The organism is Microcoleus sp. T3_B1 (genome assembly GCF_036700445.1).
In the GTDB taxonomy this organism is placed as follows: domain Bacteria; phylum Cyanobacteriota; class Cyanobacteriia; order Cyanobacteriales; family Microcoleaceae; genus Microcoleus.
Map to the genome: position 1 here is coordinate 43602 of NZ_JAUBOX010000006.1, position 18675 is coordinate 62276.

An 18675-nucleotide genomic window follows, 5' to 3' on the forward strand; every position below is an offset into this window, starting at 1 on the left:
CAATTGTGTCTCAATTGTGTCTCAATTGTGTCTCAATCAGTTAAATCTGAATCAGTTGTGTCTAAACTGGCGGGGTTGTCGCAGAGAGCCAATGAGAACGGTGCTAGTTGCTTCTAGAAGAAATACAGATGATAGATTTGACCGGAAAAAATGCTCTTGTTACGGGCATTGCCAACAATCGCTCGATCGCCTGGGGCATCGCTCAGCAGCTCCACAAAGCTGGGGCCAACCTCGGCATAACTTATTTGAAGGACGAGAAAGGCAAGCACGAGCGTAAAGTCGCTGAACTGGTGGAACCGCTCAATCCCAGTCTGTATTTGCCCTGCAATGTCCAAGACGAGAGCGAAATTGAGTCTACTTTTAAAACCATCGCCGACAAGTGGGGCAAGTTAGATGTCCTGATCCACTGTCTGGCTTTTGCCGGCAAGGACGAACTTTCGGGAGATTTCACCAACACTTCGCGCCAAGGTTTCTCCAATGCTTTGGATATTAGCGCTTACTCGCTGGTGCGGCTTTGTGCTGCTGCTAAACCGCTGATGGCCGAGGGTGGCAGTATTGTGACCCTGACTTATTTGGGCGGCGTCCGGGTAGTTCCTAACTATAATGTGATGGGAATTGCTAAGGCGGCTTTGGAAATGAATGTTCGCTATCTGGCTGCTGAACTCGGCCCGTTAAATATTCGGGTAAATGCGATTTCTTCTGGCCCGATTCGGACTCTGGCTTCGTCAGCAGTTGGCGGTATTCTGGACATGATCCACCACGTTGAGGAAGTGGCCCCGCTGCGGCGGACGGTGACTCAGCAGGAAGTGGGAAATGCTGCGGCTTTTCTGTGCAGCAATCTCGCTAGCGGGATTACGGGTCAAGTTTTGTATGTCGATGCCGGTTACGAAATCATGGGAATGTAATACCAATTTTTTATGAGGCCCCGTAGAATCTGATCCCCCCTAACCCCCCTTAATAAGGGGGGGACAAGATTATTCTCAAAGTCAACCCCTACTCCCCTTCTTAAGGGGGATGTGAGGGGGATCGAGATAGGTGCAACTTCACCTTAAATTGGTATAACGGTAGTCGAGAGTTTTGAGTTATGTAGGGGCGGGTTTAGACAATAAACTTTTACTTTAACAAGTAAGTTTTATGCAAAAGCCGCCCCTGTCGATAGTTTTGAGTTTTGCATAATTCTCTTAACTAAACACTTGAGAATTAGCGCTGATCAAGCTGTAATCTTCAATTACTAATTATCAATAACTAATGAATGACCAATTGCGAATTATGGAGATAATCGATCGCCCTTCTGTGCCTCCTGCAACTTCAGTTCAACCAGCTAGGGCCGCCTTGGTGAAACGCACGACACTGGAAACGGATGTCACTGCCAGCCTCAATCTCGACGGTGTAGGAACTTGCAAGGCGTCTACGGGGATTCCGTTTTTAGACCATATGTTGCACCAGATTGCTTCTCACGGATTGATCGATTTGGATGTGCAGGCGATCGGGGATTTGGAGATTGACGACCACCACACGAACGAAGATGTGGGAATTACCTTGGGCCAAGCCCTAGCAAAAGCTGTCGGGGATCGATCGGGCATTTCTCGCTTCGGACATTTCATCGCACCTTTGGATGAAGCTTTAATTGAAGTAGTGCTAGATTTTTCGGGACGGCCTCACTTAAGTTACAGCTTAGAAATTCCCAACCAGCGGATCGGAACTTACGATACCGAATTAGTGAGAGAATTTTTTTCGGCGGTGGTGAACCACACTCAAATGACACTGCACATTCGACAGTTGCAGGGCGGGAATTCTCATCACATTGTGGAAGCGGCGTTTAAAGCATTTGCGCGAGCTCTGCGGATGGCGGTAGAAATCGACCCCCGGCGGGCTACTCGGATTCCGAGTTCTAAAGGAGTTTTGTAGTATGTGGTTTGTAGTAGCGTTTGGGCGCTACTACGAACCTGTCAATCAAAATATATCTGCTATATAGTTAAAAACGCCTTGACTTCCCTCGCCGTACTTTCCGATAAATTCAGCGATGATTCGATCGCTACACCTTTCTATAGCTTCATCAATAGAACTTTGTGCTAAAACTTGACTAGCTGACTGACGCAAAACTTCAAACAGATTCACAGTATAGCGAGTATCTTCACTAACAAAATCCCACAGTTCTCGACCGATTAAAGTTATCATTTCCGAATTGGGCAAAATTTGCTTCAGTAAACCAAGTGTTACAGTTTTATTAGTTCTTTTGCCGTAAGCTATACCAATATAAGCGCGATCGCCCTCCTGCATTTTTTCCTCAATTTTGGCAGCCCAATATACTATCTGGTCTTTATCCATATCATTCGGGCCACTTTTTACCTGTATCCAGCATTTCTCGCCATCACTGGTAGTTTTAATTGCGTCCCATCCTGACTCTTCCGGTGCAATTTCTGCACTTTCAGAGCAAGATATCAATAGTTTTTGAATAAACAATCCCATTGAAGTGACAATAGACCTAGTAGCAGTCATATAAACATTGAGCCTGACAACTTCTTCGGGAGTGTCCAAATTTAACGCCCTAATTAAAAATGGGTTGGGATGAATTTTCCCTAAAGTCAGATTTTCCACCATAACTAGCTGTCGCCCAGTAAAATCTCGACAAATGCTGGCTAAAAAATTTTCAGCGATAGTAAGTTGCAGCGACAGTTGGCCTGAAGATATAAATGCTAAAATGCGTTCAATCTCATCGGGAGTAAATCTGAGCGCTCTTTTGCCAGATATGCTGCTGATGCCGTTTCTGAGTGTTTCTGCTTGTAAGTTAAAAAATTCTTCTAACTCCGCAAAATGACCGGCGAAAGAGCGAGACTTTCTGGCCGGCAGTCCTACTTCTTTTTCTAAAACAAATGCTAATAATTCATGAAGTTGCTCTGACACTTTTATTTCTCCTCAACTCTATTTTAAATATTAGTTAACTGAAAAGAGAAAGCTGAAGAAACTCATACTTTACTAAAATCCAAAAGCAAGAGCATCAAGCATATGCTTACCCTTCTCCCGCCCAACTTCTTGATATATATCCAAAAGTTCTTCGTAGGCAGTCTCTCCCCCTATAATATTCCAAAACTCATGTCCCATAATGACAGCTTGTTCAAAAGGCGTATACTTCCTTGCCACTGACCATTTATAATCTGAACGATTTGGCCCGTAAGGATTGTAAGCCATAGCATAATAAGATTGAGCATCGGGTCGAGACAGTCCGCACAGTAAATGATATCTCAGCAGTCGTTGAATTACCTCCAAGCATTGTCCTTTGTTGGGTTTTGACCCTTTAATTTCAAAGAAAAATTTCCTGCCGTCATGGGATAGCACGTACAAATCTGCTTTGACGGATCGCCTAACTAAATGGTTAGTTGTTTGAGCCTCAAGAACAGCTTCTATCATTTCTTCAAAAGCAGGTTTATTTGCATTTTTGTCTGCTGACTGCTCAAATAGTGCTATCTGACGCTCAATTTCATTAATAGCCTCTATGCTAACTTCGCCAGAAATTTCATAGCTTCTGCTTGCTTCTTGGTGATGTTCCAAAGCAATGAGTTTTGCACATTCTTCATATGTTGTCCCCAAGCTGCTGCTGAAACCTCTTTCAAACTCGTTAATCCGTAGCAATTCTGAGGGCATAATAGCAGCCTGAAACGGTTTCAGTTGACCTTTAGAGGATTTGCATGATAAATATGCTGCTGGAATATCAAGTTTGGGTATTAGCCGTCCTCTGTATTCATTGACAAGATTTTCGATGAAAACTTCTAAGTATGCTTTGATTATGACGCGGGTAGTTGAGCTAATGGCTGACATTATTTTACTGCAAACATTCTGTTGACTAGACTTGTGACAAAACTGTGAGACAAAATCAAGCTTACTCCCTTATTTCTTAGTCCGCGTAGGCGGACTTCGTTTGTGTAGTTGCGGTTTCAACCGCCGAATGATCTATCCAAACTTCGTCAAGAATCGGAAAGCATCGAGTACATGACTCGCACAAACGTAAGGCGAAGTATTGTAAAAAGCTTGCCAAGCCGCCGCTTTATCTTCGTCGTATTTACCCGCTCTTTCCGGGTGTTTTCCTTGCCAATTCAGCCGCACCGCGTGACCGACCAATACATCTAAAACGATGTATTCTTCTACTTGCAATTCTGGGTTGCGCTGGGCGATCGCCGCCAACTCCATCAGCGCCTCAATATTGACTTGCCGGTATTCCGGTGCGACAATTTTATTCAGCAAATGCTCAATTTGTAGCGCGAAATTCTTTTCACCCGGCGTCATTTCCGATAAAATAATATGGCTATCTAACCGATTGCGCCGCTCTAATTTGTCGCCAATTATCAAGCCTTTGCAGTGCCGCAGCAGTCCCCAAACACTCGGATAAAAATCCTTCGGTACGCGATTGACAGTACCTTCCATTTGCCGCTTCCGGCGCCATCCTCCCCCAGGCATTGTTGGTTCTTCAGAAACTGGCGCTACTACCCATTCAATATCTTTTTCCGGCTGTTTGACGCGCAGGGATTCTTGCTGTTTGAGGATTTGATTCATTTCCTCGTATTCCGTCAACACTTGGCGCAGGCGATTTTTGATTTCAAAGGGACTTAGCTGCATTAAATATTCGTAAGCTTCATTTTGCGTAACTCCTAACTCGCGGGCTAATTCGCTTGTTAAGAGCAAAATAAAGTAGCTAACTCTCAGCGTCAGCAGGCCTTTAAATAACTGGGGTTCGGCTTTAATTAACAAGCCGAGGTAGATGAGAACTTCTTGAGTTAGAACTCGATCGCGAATGTCTTCTCCACAGAATTGGCGAATTTTGTCCATCACTTCCGTGTAAGATCCCGGTCGCGAAATTATCGAATCTTCGCTGTAGGCTTTCCCCACAGCAATCTGTTTTTGCCGCACCAAAATGTCTGTCACCGCATCGGACAAGCTGATATCAACCTTGTCCAGCAAACCTGCGGCATGGCGGATGACTGCCCATTGGATTTTTGATTGCGAACTTTCTCCAGCTTTTGTATAAACTTCGTTGAGCAAATCCACAACTTTAACTGTTTCTTCCGCCCCTCCAAATCCTGTATCAAAGTTTAAACCTTTGAGGCGAACTAACGTGTGCAGCAACTCAATTTGTTCGTACAAGTTTTCTGAATCGCGTAGGCTAGTTAGCAAGAATTGAGTATTAGTTTCGCACTCTAATTTAAATTCTTGCGTATGACCCAAAGGCCAAGTTTTTTCAGGATGGTAAGTTAGATAGCTGCGCGTTTCTACTGCACCTGTCACCGGAGATTCGGTAAATTCAAAATCGTGCATGGAATCAATTCTTTCGGTGCCAGCGGTCAGCATTAACTGCTTAAGATTTCCGAGTTTAACTGGCGTGTTGTTACAGTGTCCATCCCGGAATTCCTTCATTAATTCTAACAACGCTTCCCGCCCGGTTTCCAGCATCGTGTGAGTCAGCATCAGCGTTACCGTAGGGCGTCCCAACTGATACCAGTGGTGGTGAATGTGAGCTATTTCGCTTTTGATTTGAGCTACTAAAAAATGGTAATCTAAAGTTAAGTAAAACTCTTGTCTGTTCAAAAATGAGGGGAGGAATACGATCGCCTCTTCGCGAATTTTAAACACCCGAGAAGTTGTTAAACTCCGCAGACGGCGCACGGGGCGACCGGTTAAGCCTAATGGGTCGTTGCGTCCAATTTGCGTGTAAATAGCTGATAATTCTTTAGTCTGGCGGACTTGAATAGGTTCTACCTGTTTTGGAGTTTGCGCCGCAATGCCGTTAGCTGCTAATTCTGCTTGCAAATCTTCGTCTTCAGCTAACAGTGCAATTTGCACTAAAGGTTCTCTGTGTTGGCCCACTGACAGGTGCCTTCCCAGCGGGTCAATATCGCCCACTGCGATTAATCCTTCATTTAGCAATTGACCGAGAAAATACAAACTTTGCGCCCAAACGAGGGGAATATTTTCATTGGGCAAGCGCTGCTGGCTGCTGGGATTTAGCTTTTCTGCTTCAATATTTTCGGCGGGGACGTAGTACAATTCTGGTAGTAGCGGCAAACCAGAGCGATCGACTGCTAAAGATTCCAAACGCTGCTGGTACTCCTGCACTTGGGCTTGATTTCCCTGAAATATGCCGTCCAACAATAAATAAGTGAAAAATAGCGGCCACTCGCATTCAATGTGCTCGAACTGCCTTAATTCTGTGGGTTCGTAGTGCAGGCGATCGGCATCTTCCAAAACTGTTTGGTGTCCGTCCCGCAGAAACCGCTTGCAGCCGTATTTTCCTTGCAATTTGTCAATAATCTTATTTCGAGTCCGTTCTATTAATTCTCGATCTTCCACAGCAAAAGCCGGAAAACTAATCACGCTCAATAAAGCGGCATCTACTTCTTTAGAACTAGATTCGCGAGGCAAAAGCGATTCCAAAGTTATGCGACTTCTGGCAATTTCGTCGGGCAAAACGTGAATCACCGATGCTTGAGAGCCTTTAATCCCGAACAAATCCAACCCATTTATTGCTTCCAGCGCTGCTTTAGCCATGCCAACAGAACTGGCGTTCAATTCTGCATTGCCTCGATTGATTTTATGACCTCTTTCCCAAATTCCGTAATCCGGCGTGCGGTAGGCTCTACCGATGTAGTAAACTAAATTTTGCACGAAATTGACTTCATCAATTGTAAAAATTACGTGCAGCCCGGAAGCCGTCATTTGAGCAAGAATTAATAAGAATATAGATGTAGCGTCTAACTGTAAATGTCCCCACTGGTCATCCCCGACAACAATACTTCCAGTTTGAGTATTGTATTTAGCGTGCAGGGCATCTAGCGGCGACTGAGTATTTTTAAAATGTTCTACTTTGCTCGATTGCTGCATCATCGCAAACAGCAAGCCGCGCATCAGTTTGACTGTGCTGTGTTCGAGTTCAAATGTCCTGCCCTGATCGCCATCTATTTTGCGGTAAGCTAAACCCAAACCCCAAACCGCGAGAATGCTGTACACGTTGTCGCGCACCCAGGCATCGGTGTAGTCGCCGTGGGCGTTAACGGCGGTACTCGCCGGCAGCAAACCAGTAATTGGGTTCTGGCGCTTGAGGATGATGGTTTTGATTTGCTCGTAGTAATAATCTAACCTGGTTTGCCGCTGGTTTTTTGCGATCGCCATTTCGTTTTCCTGCTTTTTCCTGATGCGAGTAGATTTGGGGTGAATAGACTTTTAAATATATCAGAGATTAGATTATTTCTCAAGTTATCCAAACACAAAAAGGTAATTGCCATGTCTACCCAAAACCACAATAACAACAGCGTCCCTTTCGTGAAAGTTGTCTACTCTACAGTGAAAATTAATGGTAAAATTGAGCTAGTACCGATGGAATGGTACGCCGACGGCTCTGTCAAAAAAATCGAACGCTAATGCTCGATCGCACTTGGCTGGCAAACTCTAATGAACTTGCGCGACCCGTCGCTTACAAAAAAACCGGTTTCTGGGCCACGGAACGATGACTTAACAGACTGTTGGTGGCACAAACCGGCTTTTTTGCGATCAAAACTGGTCTAGCGTCGATCGCCAATCTAAGCTAATTTAAATAACTAGGTGTGTAGGAATCTCAAAGAAAAAAATATGGATCGATCGCAGCCGCAATTTTCAGTGCTGGGACTACCAGTTCACATATTAGATGATTATGCAGGTTGGCTGATGCAGCGCCTGCATCAAGGGTTAGGAAGTCATGTGGTGACTTTGAATGCTGAAATGGCGATGCAAGCCGAGCAAAATCAGGCATTAGCGGATGTAATCCGCAAAGCGGAACTCGTGATTCCCGACGGTTCGGGAGTGGTGCTGTACTTGCGGCTGCGTGGCAAACCGGCCCAGCGCTATCCGGGGATTGAATTAGCAGAATCGCTGCTGCAACAAGCCGGAAAATTGCCTGATTCGGAACCACTATTTTTCTTTGGAGGTTCCCCTGGAGTGGCGGCTGCGGCGGCCCAAACTTGGCAGCAAAAAGTTAACGGATTGTCGATTGCTTCTCAACACGGTTATCTTTCCGCCGATGAAGAGAAAGACTTCCGTGAAAGCCTCAAACAAATGCAGCCCAAACTAATTTTTGTAGGCTTGGGAGTGCCGCGCCAAGAATTTTGGATTGCCGAACACCGACACCTTTGCCCTGGTTCGATTTGGGTGGGAGTTGGCGGCAGTTTCGATATTTGGGCGGGAACAAAAACCCGCGCGCCGGCTTGGTTTTGCGACAATCATTTAGAATGGCTGTACCGGCTTTATCAAGAACCTTGGCGGTGGCGCAGAATGTTAGCTTTGCCACAATTTGCCTTGAAAGCTTTGGGGGATTTTCGAGGGTAAGTTAATAGCATCAATCTTCTGTCTGATTCACAATCCTCTCGATCCCCCCTAACCCCCCTTAACAAGGGGGGGACAAGAATTGAGTCACAATCCTCTCGATCCCCCCTAACCCCCCTTAACAAGGGGGGGACAAGAATGTCGTCAAAATTTTCCTTATTAAGGGGGATTCGAGGGGCTCTAGACTCGACTACAAGCGACATAAATCCTGTTATTTCTTGAGTCCGCGCAGGCGGACTTTGTTTGTGTAGTAGCGGTTTCAACCGCCGATTCTAATCAATACGAACCTATTGCCATTAGACAATGTAAGGAGAATCGATCGCCTTTGCCCGATTAGTTGCCACCAAAGTCTGGTAAATCAAAACCGAAATCTCAGCGCGGGTAATGTCCCGAAGTGGCGAAAGCCAATCGCGGGAAGGATAATTAACTACAATCTTCAAAGCAGTTGCTGTGCCGATCGCACTCAAAGCATAATTAGGAATTTGAGAGCGATCGGTGTAAACTTTCAAAGAATCAGGATTGCCGCCCTTAAGTTCCAAACCGTTAACCAAAGACACGATCGCGTCAGCCTTAGTCAAATTCAGATTCGGGCCGAACTTCAAGCCGGGAAACCCCGCCAAAAACCCCCCCCGATTTGCCCGTTCGATCGCACTTCTCGCCCAAAAAGTAGCAGAAACATCAATAAAATTTGTAGCCGGCACCCTGGGAATCGGACTAAACGCACTCACCAACAGCGCCGCATATTGAGCACGGTTTAAACTCTCATCAGGCCTAAAAGAACCGTCAGGAAAACCGGTAACTATATTCGCCGCAGCCAAAGCTTCAATAAACTTCTGTGCCCAATGTCCAGAAATATCACTGAACACCGCACCCCCGATATTCGGATTGCCGCCGCCCTTTCTCACCGCAGCTTGCACAGCTTTAAAAGCATTCACTTTCCCGTAACCAAACCAATCGCTGCGGCCGTTGTTAGGATCGTAATTTCCCATGCGATTGCCCAACTGGGGATCGGGATCGGGATCGACAATTTTCTCAGCAGTTTGTTCGAGAATTCCCCGCACTTCCCGCGCCGTCAAACGGGGGTTAGCCGAAAGTATCAACCCTGCAACGCCAGCGACTACTGGAGTGGCGCTGGAAGTACCGCCAAAAGTATCCGTATAGTCCCCCCAGTCGTAGCCCCGATCGCCCACTCGATCGGCAGTAAACACCCCCAAACCGGGCAAATACTGCGTCACCTCCGGCGGCGTGCTGATATATCCGGTTTCTGGCAACCAAGTTCCCGGCGGCGCGTTGTTGCTGGGGGCGCAAACCGAGATGCTGGTGCCCCAGTTGCTGTAAGCTGCTTTTTTGTTGAGGGAAGTGGAAGCGCTGACGGCAATTACGTCGGGGTGGACGGCAAATCCTGCCAGCCATCTAGTTTGACCCTCCACGACGTTGTTGGGCCAGCCTTTCTCGTTAACAGTACCGTTGACTGGGCGGTTGGCATTCCCCGCTGCGAACAGAATAACGCAGCCTCTGCCGCCCCGCCCTTGGGTTGCTGCTTTGGTGATAACGGCACTCTGCCGCAGGGAAAGGGGATAGTAAACTGCCGCAGGCCCCCAACTGCAAGAAATGACGGCGGCACCTTTTTCGATCGCCCAATTAAATATTTTTTCGACAGAATTGTCATCGAGAAAACCACTGGTACGGATGGGCATCAGGGCGCATCCGGGGGCGACGCCGACAATGCCTTTGCCGTTTTCTTCAGCAACGGCGACGCCGGCACAACTTGTGCCGTGGTTGTCTGAGTCGGCGACTGGCATCGGCGAAGTGTCGCCCTCTTTTAAATCGATGGCTGAGACGATTTTGCCTTGGCCTTGAAAATCTGGGTGGGTGATGTCAACTGCATCGTCGGCGATGGCAATTACGATCGATCGAACTCCGCGAGTCATGTTCCAAGCTGGTTCTGCATAAATTTGAGCACCGCCGACAAGTTCCTTGCCGCCTTTGTTGTTGAGATACCACTGTTTGGGATAAAGCGGATCGCGGGGCGTATAATGCTGCTGCGTCTCTACTAAAATGTTGGGTTCTGCTACGAGAACTTCTGGATATCTTGTCAGGCGGTTGGCAATTTTGATCGGGTTTTCTGTTGCTTGTTTTGTGACTTCGCAGACGAAAGTGTTGGGAATTCCTTCTACTGGCCGGACTATTTTTAAAGCTGCTGCATTGGCGATCGCAGTTCGCGATTGTTCGTCTACTTGTTCGCCAAATTGAATTGTAATTTGGTCTGTCAGGTAAAAGAATGTACTCGGATTGTTCGCGGGGCAATAGACGTGGCTGGCAAAAGCTACGGCATCGCTGGCGCGGGCTGCTTGCATTGCTGCTTCTAGGCTAGAGGGCGCAACGAGATATTCTTCGAGATTGCTTTGGCCGATGCGACGGGTGAATTTTGCCCCAGTTGTTGCAGTCCAATCGTTTGAGGTTGATGCTGTTGATGAGGGGCGGACTGTAAAGCGATCGTCCGCTTTTGACAGCAGCAATTCATCGCCGCCGCGCTGCAAAATCAGTGGGAGACTTTCATCGGGAACTCCGATACCTTGATAATTTTGTAAGGTATTTGCGGAAAGTTCGATCGGTTGTGTCATCAGAAATGCCTTTGTTTAATTTTAACCCAGTCTTACTATATTCTCGCTTAACAGGCAGGATGCCTGTTCCACAAAGACTGAATTTTCTTGTGGGGAGTAGGGTTGGGCTTCTAGCCCGCCCGTAAAAGGCTTATTAACAATGATTCAGCCAATCCCTCAAACTCACATCTTGCACCATTGTCAATAAGCCTTTTCTGAACAGGCAAGATGCCTGTTCCACAAGAAAATTTATCTTTTGTGGAACAGGCATCTTGCCTGTTAAGCGAGAATGGTGCAACATCTCAGTCAGATAAACACACCAGGATTAACATTAAAAAATTCTCCCAGCGCCTTAGCTTGGGCTTTGCTAATCGCCCGTTTACCATTAACCACCTCAGAGACTACTCCTTTGGAACCAATCACACCCACCAAATCGGCTTGTTTGAGTTCGCGAACTTCGATGAAATGCAATAGAACATCCCGGGGAGTCACTTCTGGATCTGGGTAATATTTTGATTCGTATTCTTCGATCAACAGCCCCCAGAGACTCAGTAAAGTTTCTTCTTCTACTGTTAATTCTTCTTTAGACATCAGAAAATCGACTTCTGCGAGGGCAAGATCATTATCTTCTTCGTTCAGGATTGGCTTAGGCTGAGATTTAGCCAGCAGTTGACCGTAAGCTGTTCTTTCAATTGCCATATTCATGGTGCGTTCGATTGTTGAATTAGATCGGGACTTACCCATCAAAACCATTGAAACCGGGTTTTCCACCATTTTTAAAGTCTCAAAGGCAGTATTTAGGTAAAAAAAACCCGGTTTCTGCGTCCCGGACTAGATTGCCGGGATCTGTCCAATCCCCCGCGATTTCCTTGTTCAATCCAAAATCTAAAATCCAAAATCTAAAATCCAAAATCGATCGCACCCTTTGACATTTCAACAAATTTGGTTTACACTTAGCCGGTTGCGATCGCCAATGGTAAGATCGGCTCAAGCTAAATATTTTTTTAAAGCGCACAGGCGCAAAGTAATTTCATGGTATACTCTGGAACTGTTTGTTGGCTTCGCTCCACTGCCCGGATTACGATCGGGGCGATCGCAGCTTTTACCCTATTGCAACCGATCCAAGTCCAAGCACAACAACCTTCTGGGCCAGAGAACCAACCCCAAGTCGAGCCCGCCGACGACCCCACAGACCCCAACAATCTTCGCCCTCTGACGCAAGACAGCAGTCTGCTGAGCGTCCCAGGAGGTCAGCGTTTGATGACAGAAGCCAGCAGTGCTATTTCCTCTCAGAATTACGCACTGGCTACTCAAAAACTCCAAGAATCCCGCCAAATTTTCAATCAACTGTCCAACTTCTACCAACAACTGGGTAGCAGTTTTGCCGGAATTGACATCCGATTGGCCGAAAGCCACCGCACCAAAGCTGTAGAAACAGCCCAAATGCGCGACGAAGCTACCTACCGGCTGGCGTTGGTACACCGGGCGCAAAATAAACCGGAACTGGCTGTGCCCCTGCTGATTCAGATTATTCGCTCGCAGCAGCCAACTCGCGACTTGGGCAAGAAAGCTTACCAGCAGTTACTGGAATTGGGTTTTGTGGATTCGCCCTTTCCCCGACCTGCCAGCAGTCAACCGAGCTCATCGACAAAATAGTTCCACTAAAATCTAAATTACAGCCGTTTATCACAGAAACCAATGGTTACACCGTCTCAAGTAGCAGAAATGATTAAGGCAGGGTTGCCCGACGCTAAAATACAAGTTGACGATTTGACCGGTGGCGGTGACCACTACCAGGCGAGAGTCGTCTCTGCAGCCTTTGAAGGAAAAAGCCGAGTACAGCAGCACCAAATGGTCTACGGCGCTCTCAAACAGGCAATGGCTAGTGAAGCTATCCACGCTTTGGGCTTGGAAACCTTAACTCCCGCAGAATGGGAAGCGAAAAGTCAAGTTGCTTAATTGTTGCTCGGCAATTGGGTATCACAAGTTTGTGCTTCTGTCAATAGTTGCTTGAAATACAACTGCTGCACTTACGCACAAAAACCAAAGAAACCGGGTTTTTTAACCGGAATCTATGGCTGTAACGAAAGATTTTCGTAAAAAACCCGATTTCTGCGTCAGTCAACGTTTAAAAATTTTCAAACAATATTAGGAGCTACCATGACTACAGCAGCACATGAAAGAATTGACGAGTTGGTTAAGCAAAACAAAATCATGGTGTTTATGAAGGGCAATAAGTTAATGCCCCAGTGTGGTTTTTCTAATACTGTGGTGCAAATTCTCAATACTTTGGGAGTGCCTTACGAAACTGTTGATGTTTTGGCAGACCAGGAAATTCGTCAAGGCGTTAAAGAGTATTCCAACTGGCCGACAATTCCCCAAGTTTATATCAACGGCGAGTTTATTGGTGGCTCGGATATTATGATCGAGATGTATCAAAAGGGCCAATTGCAAGAAGTTGTAGAAGTGGCTTTGGCTTCTTAAATTAGACAGAAAAAACATTTCCCCGACTTCTTAAAGAAGTCGGGGAAATAACAGCAATCGCGTTTTACGTTGAATTAAGTTAATTTACTTAATTATTCGTTACCAGGCAAAGCCTAGGAACGCAATGCAGTCGGCTAGGCATCGAATTTTTAGGCTCCCAAAGCGAGGCCGAGCCTGTGGACATCGGTTCCGAGGCTGAGCCGGGAACCAGTTAAAATTGCCAATTCCCAATTCCCAATTCCCAATTCCCAATTCCCACTTCCCAAATCATCAAGGGTTTATCAAACCGAATTTGCTATTTAATAGTAGTCTGATTCAGCCTGTGTCTGTGTCTGTGGCATTGCAAAATTGGAGGGGTCGTGAATGTAACGGGCTGCTTCTTCCTCTAGTCTGTGAATCAGATAGGGTTCCAAACTGTTGGAGTGCCGCAGGGCTGCTAAATAGCCGTCTAAGTAAAGCCGCAGGTCATCGAAGCGATAACCTCTATTCCACATTTCGACGAGGGCGTCGGTGAGTTTTTGGTAGTGCCGGATTGTTTGGGTGTCTTGTAGCATGGTATGAGCTTGAAATCCTTTGTGGTTTGTATAATGACGGCGGGATTTAGGAACGGCCTCGATTGATGCTGAGTGGCTCAGCTTGAGGCTATTTCTAAATAAAACTTTTTACCCTGCTCAACAGGCTACCCTCCATAAAAAATTTCACTCGTTGCAATGCAGTTGCTCGACTTTTTGCGCGCACCTAGATAATTCGCTGTGCGTTTAATGGAGTCGGGATGTGGCTGAATTTGACGGTCAAAGTGGCTGAGTGTTCCGGCTACCGAGCGAACGGTTGGAGGAATTCTAGTTTCACTTGCGCGATTTGTCAACCTCCTGGGAATGGGGGCTGGGTCGGGGGGATCGCTTTTGGCAGGCGGTTGGGGCATGGGATCGATCGGCTTTACACTGTCTTATTTTCATTGTAAGCTTACCGCCAGAATGATTTCACCTTTCTGCAGGCTGACCCTGCCAAATTAACCTAATCTTTAAAATTCGTACCCTAGATATGTCCGCTGCTTTAAACGCAGCTAATGCTTGAGTAGCGATGGTTACAAAAGCTTGACAAAAGCTCTGTTAACCTTGTAGCAATTAGTGATATGGGAAGCTCGCCTCTGTGGAATCTGCAAGTATTTCAATTGTTGAAGGGAATCCGCACCTGCGATCGCTCTTGGGCTGGCATCTACAGCAAGTCGGTCACTGGGTGCACCAGTCAGCGGATATCAGTCACGCTAGGGAAATATTTTTCAGCCGCCAGCCAACCCTAGTCATTCTGGATGCCCAATTGCCGGATGGGGACGGTTTGGAATTTTGCCATTGGCTGCAACAGCAGCAGCAGTCGCTGATTTTGATGCTGTCGGCGCGGAATTCGGAATCGGATATTGTTGAAGGTTTGAAGGCGGGGGCAGACGATTACCTGACTAAACCCTTTGGGATGCAAGAGTTTATGGCCAGGGTGGAAGCTCTGATGCGCCGCAACCGCACGATGCTACCGCCGGCGACGCTGGAGTGCGGGCTGCTGAAAATTGATTTGGTGCAGCGCCGAGTCAGGTTGTACGACGAACATATTGAGCTGACTCCCCAGGAATTTAGCCTGCTGTACGTGCTAGCTCAAGCTGGAGGAGTGCCGCTGTCGCGATCGGATTTGCTGCGTCGGGCCTGGCCTGATGCTATTGATAACCCCCGGACGATCGACACTCACGTACTCTCTCTGCGTAAAAAAATCGAAATCGACCCGCGACAGCCGAGCCTGATTCAAACTGTACGGAATGTCGGCTACCGACTGAATCTGGAGTTGTTGAATAATGCCAATCAACATTCACCCGTGCCCAGAGCGGTGCTTTCTTAGACTACGATCGGTCTATAAGTCTGATTTTATTTTGGGAATTGATTGGCGATCGCATCGGTTTTCGCCGCCATAATAAAGTCATTGCGATGCAGTCCAGAAATCTCGTGAGTCCACCAAGTAACGGTAACTTTTCCCCACTCGGTTAACAGTGCGGGGTGATGTCCTTCAGTTTCTGCTGCTTCGCCGACGCTGTTTGTAAAGGCGATCGCACTTTTGAAATCCGGGAATTCGTAGGTGCGTTCTATTTTGGGAATGCCATTTTTTTCGATCAAATTCCAGTCGGGAATTTGAGGTTTTAGCTGGACAATTTCGTAAGCTGTGAGGCGGGCAGAGTTTGGGCTGCCGGCGGCACAGCGTTCTTTTGCTAAAGGTTCCATAAATTGCTGTTTAGCGATCGGATTATCAAAGATATTATAGACATTTCTAATCTGAATTATTTTGAACGGCAACTGTCCTTTAGGATGGACATCTTGCACCATTTTCAATAAGCTTTTTATGGGCGGGTAGGAGGCCCAACCCCTACTCCCCACAAGAAATTCACTGGGAGCATCTCAATGAAAGCAGTCAAGCTAGAAATTGGAGTTAGGAGTCAGGAGTCAGGAGAAAAGAGTCAGAAGGAAGAAGTCAGGAGCAAGAAGAAGTGTTTTTACAAATATGAAATGCTCCCAATTCACTCTTTGTGGAACAGGCCGGAAAGCCTGTTCTTGAGAATGGTGCAAGGCAGACATTGCGATCGAAATCGTTCATAAAACAGATGAGCAATCATTTAAAATTTCTGGAAATTATCGTTCACCGTGGAATCGCTTAACCGATAATATCAGGAAGGGGCGGGTTGATTTGGCTATCTCGCTGATATTGTAAACGTTAGTGAACCCGCCCCTGCAAGTGCGATCGCTCAACCGATAATTTTCTTAATCAAATCCAACTTACCTAGATAGGGAGCGTACCGCCATTTTAAGTCAAGTAAAAATGACTTTTGCAGCACGCTTTTTTGATGAGAAAAAGTGTCAAAACTTGCTTTTCCGTGATAGGTGCCGATGCCGCTGTCGCCAACTCCGCCAAAAGGTAAACTTGTTACTCCGACTTGCATAACTGTGTCGTTTATGCAAACTCCGCCGGAAGAAGTTTCCCGCAAAACTCGCTCTTGTTTCTCTTTATCCTTCGAGAACAAATACAAAGCTAGGGGTTTGGGACGGGCGTTGATTTGGGCGATCGCCTCCCCGAAATCATCATACTCCAAAACTGGCAAAATCGGCCCGAAAATCTCATCCTTCATCACAGGCGCATCCCAGGAAACCTTGTCGATAACCGTCGGTGCAATATATTTATCTTCGGGGTTTGTTTGACCGCCGACGACAACTTCTCCGTCTTTGATAAACTCTGCCAAACGTCCTAAATGATGCTGATTGATAATTCGGGAATAGTCGGGACTTTTCTGCGGGTCGTCGCCGTAAAATCCGTGAATAGCTGTTTTAATTGCCTGCATCAAATCGGGTTTAACTTTTTTATCAACTAACAGGTAATCTGGAGCGATACAAGTTTGACCGGCATTGATGAATTTGCCCCACGCAATGCGTTTAGCAGTGTATTCAAGTTGAATATCTGAGTCTACAATGCAAGGAGTTTTGCCGCCCAATTCTAATGTCACAGGTGTCAGGTGTTTGGCGGCGGCTTCCATGACTATTCTACCGATTTTTGTGCCGCCTGTAAAGAAGATGTGGTCGAATTTTTCGGCTAATAATTGTTGGCTGATTTCGACTCCTCCTTCGACGGCCGCTACATAGGCGGGATCGAAGGTTTTGGTAATCATGTCGGCGACAACTGCCGACGTGTGCGAGGCGATTTCTGAAGGTTTGAGGATGGCGCAGTTGCCGGCGGCGATCGCCCCGACCAAGGGTGATATCATTAGCTGAAATGGGTAATTCCAAGGCCCGATGATTAAAACAACGCCCAAAGGTTCTGGGTAAATGCGGGCCGATGCTGGGAATTGATCGATCGAAGTAGGCACTTTTTTCGGCTTTGCCCACGATTTAACGTTTTTGATGGCATAATTAACTTCTGCGATCGCAGCAATTTCAAAATAAGCCTCGTACTCCGGTCTGTTCAAATCAGCCTTGACAGCATCCACAATCCGTGATTGATTGGAAACGATCGCACTTTTAAGTTTTTTCAGTTGTTCGATCCGAAAATCCACATCTTTCGTTTTCCCAGTCGCAAAAAATTGCCGCTGCTGCTGGATAATATCGCTGACGCTGATTACCATTTTTTGTCCTCCATGTCTATAAATAAATGTTACAACAGGAAAACGGAAGTTGGGTAAAGTGCGATCGGTGTTAGATCCTCGACTTATTGAACAAGTCGGGGGTCTGGCCTTTACAAATCATTGAGAAATGCTATAAATTAGAAGCTAATAATTGTGGAAATGACAATGGAGTTCGCTTATGAAAATATCTAAGAACGATTTTTTTTTCTATTCCTGCTGGCTGCTTTGCTTGCTTGCAGTAGCAGGATGTACCTCTAAGCCCGAAAAGCAAGTTGTTATCTGCTCGAAAGACTTTACCGAACAAGCCATTCTCGCAGAAATTTTAGCACAGCACATCGAAGCTAAAACAGATATCAAAGTAGAACGAGAACTGAATCTCGGAGGTTCGCTTTGCCATGAATCCCTAACAGCAGGTAAAATCGACTTGTACGTCGAATACACAGGGACTGCTTACGCCAACCTGCTCAAACAGAAACCGATTTCTGACCCCAAAAAAGTCCTCGATTACCTCAAACAAGAATATCCCAAACAGTTTAAAGCAGAATGGACGGAACCGCTGGGATTTAATAACAGTTTTGCGATTATTGTGCGGGGAGACGATGCCAAAAAACTCAATTTACAAACTCTCTCGCAACTTGGGAAAGCTGCACCTAACCTCCGGGCTGGTTTCGGCCCAGAATTTAACGAGAGAGAAGATGGATTTCCCGGATTGGCTAAAACTTACGGGATTAAGTTTCGAGAACAACCGAAGGAATTGCTGTTAGGATTGCTTTATCAAGCGCTGCAACAAAAAGAAGTAGATGTGATTGCTGGTAATACGACGGATGGTTTGATTCAAAGTTTAGGTTTAGTAGTGCTCAAAGATGACAAGAACTATTTCCCGCCCTACGAAGCAGTTCCGGTTGTGCGATCGCAAATTTTGGAAAAATACCCGGAATTGCGTCCAGTGTTCGCAGAATTGGGCGGGAAAATTTCCGAAGAAGATATGCGTAAACTAAACTATCAAGTTGACGGGAAACAGCAGGAAGCCGGACAAGTGGCGCGGGAGTTTTTGCAGCAAAAGTTGGGCGGTTCCCAGCCCGCACCTAGCGCAAAGTAATC

General features: G+C 46.4%; 18 protein-coding genes. 10 read left to right on the forward strand and 8 right to left on the reverse strand.

Annotation, left to right across the window (positions count from 1 at the left end; genetic code table 11):
- Window positions 1-128: 128 nt before the first annotated feature.
- Window positions 129-905, forward strand: a complete 777-nt coding sequence (gene fabI, locus QT990_RS05585; RefSeq protein WP_333101974.1) for an enoyl-ACP reductase FabI — start codon at window positions 129-131, stop codon at window positions 903-905.
- Window positions 906-1269: 364 nt separating this feature from the next.
- Window positions 1270-1908, forward strand: a complete 639-nt coding sequence (hisB, locus tag QT990_RS05590) for an imidazoleglycerol-phosphate dehydratase HisB (RefSeq protein ID WP_333289160.1) — start codon at window positions 1270-1272, stop codon at window positions 1906-1908.
- A gap of 45 nt (window positions 1909-1953) precedes the next feature.
- On the opposite strand, the gene QT990_RS05595 is transcribed toward hisB, so the two are convergent.
- The 3 genes from QT990_RS05595 to QT990_RS05605 all read right to left on the reverse strand — a co-directional run bounded on the left by QT990_RS05595 (window position 1954) and on the right by QT990_RS05605 (window position 7158).
- Entirely contained in the window at window positions 1954-2904 is a 951-nt protein-coding gene (locus tag QT990_RS05595) for a PmeII family type II restriction endonuclease (RefSeq protein ID WP_333140247.1), read from the reverse strand.
- Window positions 2905-2976: 72 nt separating this feature from the next.
- Entirely contained in the window at window positions 2977-3816 is an 840-nt protein-coding gene (locus QT990_RS05600; RefSeq protein ID WP_333140244.1) for a TdeIII family type II restriction endonuclease, read from the reverse strand.
- A gap of 132 nt (window positions 3817-3948) precedes the next feature.
- The gene (locus tag QT990_RS05605) at window positions 3949-7158 is read right to left on the reverse strand and encodes a glycoside hydrolase family 15 protein (RefSeq protein WP_333140242.1); all 3210 of its coding nucleotides are present in this window, start codon (window positions 7156-7158) and stop codon (window positions 3949-3951) included.
- A 111-nt stretch (window positions 7159-7269) separates the two neighbouring features.
- Here QT990_RS05605 and QT990_RS05610 point away from each other — a divergent pair, with 111 nt between their 5' ends.
- Both QT990_RS05610 and QT990_RS05615 read left to right on the forward strand, forming a co-directional pair.
- Window positions 7270-7407 carry a hypothetical protein gene (locus QT990_RS05610; RefSeq protein WP_333038037.1) on the forward strand — a complete coding sequence of 46 codons (138 nt, stop codon included), beginning with the start codon at window positions 7270-7272 and terminating at the stop codon, window positions 7405-7407.
- A gap of 207 nt (window positions 7408-7614) precedes the next feature.
- A complete protein-coding gene (locus tag QT990_RS05615; protein ID WP_333140240.1) occupies window positions 7615-8346 on the forward strand; it encodes a WecB/TagA/CpsF family glycosyltransferase in 732 nt (243 codons plus the stop codon).
- Between the two features lie 293 nt (window positions 8347-8639).
- Here the strand turns inward: QT990_RS05615 and QT990_RS05620 are convergent, their stop codons facing one another.
- Window positions 8640-10967 carry a S8 family serine peptidase gene (locus QT990_RS05620; protein WP_333140238.1) on the reverse strand — a complete coding sequence of 776 codons (2328 nt, stop codon included), beginning with the start codon at window positions 10965-10967 and terminating at the stop codon, window positions 8640-8642.
- 285 nt (window positions 10968-11252) lie between these two features.
- Complete coding sequence (locus tag QT990_RS05625) at window positions 11253-11720, reverse strand: transcriptional regulator (protein ID WP_333300261.1); 468 nt, start codon at window positions 11718-11720, stop codon at window positions 11253-11255.
- A 258-nt stretch (window positions 11721-11978) separates the two neighbouring features.
- Between QT990_RS05625 and QT990_RS05630 the strand changes: the two genes are divergently transcribed.
- The 3 genes from QT990_RS05630 to grxD all read left to right on the forward strand — a co-directional run bounded on the left by QT990_RS05630 (window position 11979) and on the right by grxD (window position 13430).
- Window positions 11979-12602: a hypothetical protein gene (locus QT990_RS05630; protein WP_333140235.1), complete on the forward strand. Its 624-nt coding sequence runs from the start codon at window positions 11979-11981 to the stop codon at window positions 12600-12602.
- A gap of 42 nt (window positions 12603-12644) precedes the next feature.
- Complete coding sequence (locus QT990_RS05635; protein ID WP_333042760.1) at window positions 12645-12905, forward strand: BolA family transcriptional regulator; 261 nt, start codon at window positions 12645-12647, stop codon at window positions 12903-12905.
- Between the two features lie 201 nt (window positions 12906-13106).
- Window positions 13107-13430, forward strand: coding sequence for a Grx4 family monothiol glutaredoxin (gene grxD, locus QT990_RS05640; protein WP_333140233.1), 324 nt, complete (start codon window positions 13107-13109; stop codon window positions 13428-13430).
- 299 nt (window positions 13431-13729) lie between these two features.
- On the opposite strand, the gene QT990_RS05645 is transcribed toward grxD, so the two are convergent.
- Window positions 13730-13984 (reverse strand): DUF6761 family protein, encoded by a 255-nt coding sequence (locus QT990_RS05645; protein WP_333101986.1) that lies wholly within the window; start codon window positions 13982-13984, stop codon window positions 13730-13732.
- A 595-nt stretch (window positions 13985-14579) separates the two neighbouring features.
- Between QT990_RS05645 and QT990_RS05650 the strand changes: the two genes are divergently transcribed.
- Window positions 14580-15311 (forward strand): response regulator transcription factor, encoded by a 732-nt coding sequence (locus QT990_RS05650; protein ID WP_333140230.1) that lies wholly within the window; start codon window positions 14580-14582, stop codon window positions 15309-15311.
- A 26-nt stretch (window positions 15312-15337) separates the two neighbouring features.
- On the opposite strand, the gene QT990_RS05655 is transcribed toward QT990_RS05650, so the two are convergent.
- Window positions 15338-15790: a 4a-hydroxytetrahydrobiopterin dehydratase gene (locus QT990_RS05655; protein WP_333140229.1), complete on the reverse strand. Its 453-nt coding sequence runs from the start codon at window positions 15788-15790 to the stop codon at window positions 15338-15340.
- Between the two features lie 75 nt (window positions 15791-15865).
- On the opposite strand from QT990_RS05655, the gene QT990_RS05660 reads away from it, so the two are divergent.
- Window positions 15866-16060 (forward strand): hypothetical protein, encoded by a 195-nt coding sequence (locus tag QT990_RS05660; protein ID WP_333140227.1) that lies wholly within the window; start codon window positions 15866-15868, stop codon window positions 16058-16060.
- 146 nt (window positions 16061-16206) lie between these two features.
- Here QT990_RS05660 and QT990_RS05665 read toward each other — a convergent pair whose 3' ends face one another.
- Window positions 16207-17574, reverse strand: a complete 1368-nt coding sequence (locus QT990_RS05665) for an aldehyde dehydrogenase (RefSeq protein ID WP_333409221.1) — start codon at window positions 17572-17574, stop codon at window positions 16207-16209.
- 178 nt (window positions 17575-17752) lie between these two features.
- On the opposite strand from QT990_RS05665, the gene QT990_RS05670 reads away from it, so the two are divergent.
- Window positions 17753-18673 carry a glycine betaine ABC transporter substrate-binding protein gene (locus QT990_RS05670; protein ID WP_333140223.1) on the forward strand — a complete coding sequence of 307 codons (921 nt, stop codon included), beginning with the start codon at window positions 17753-17755 and terminating at the stop codon, window positions 18671-18673.
- The last annotated feature ends 2 nt before the right edge of the window (window positions 18674-18675 follow it).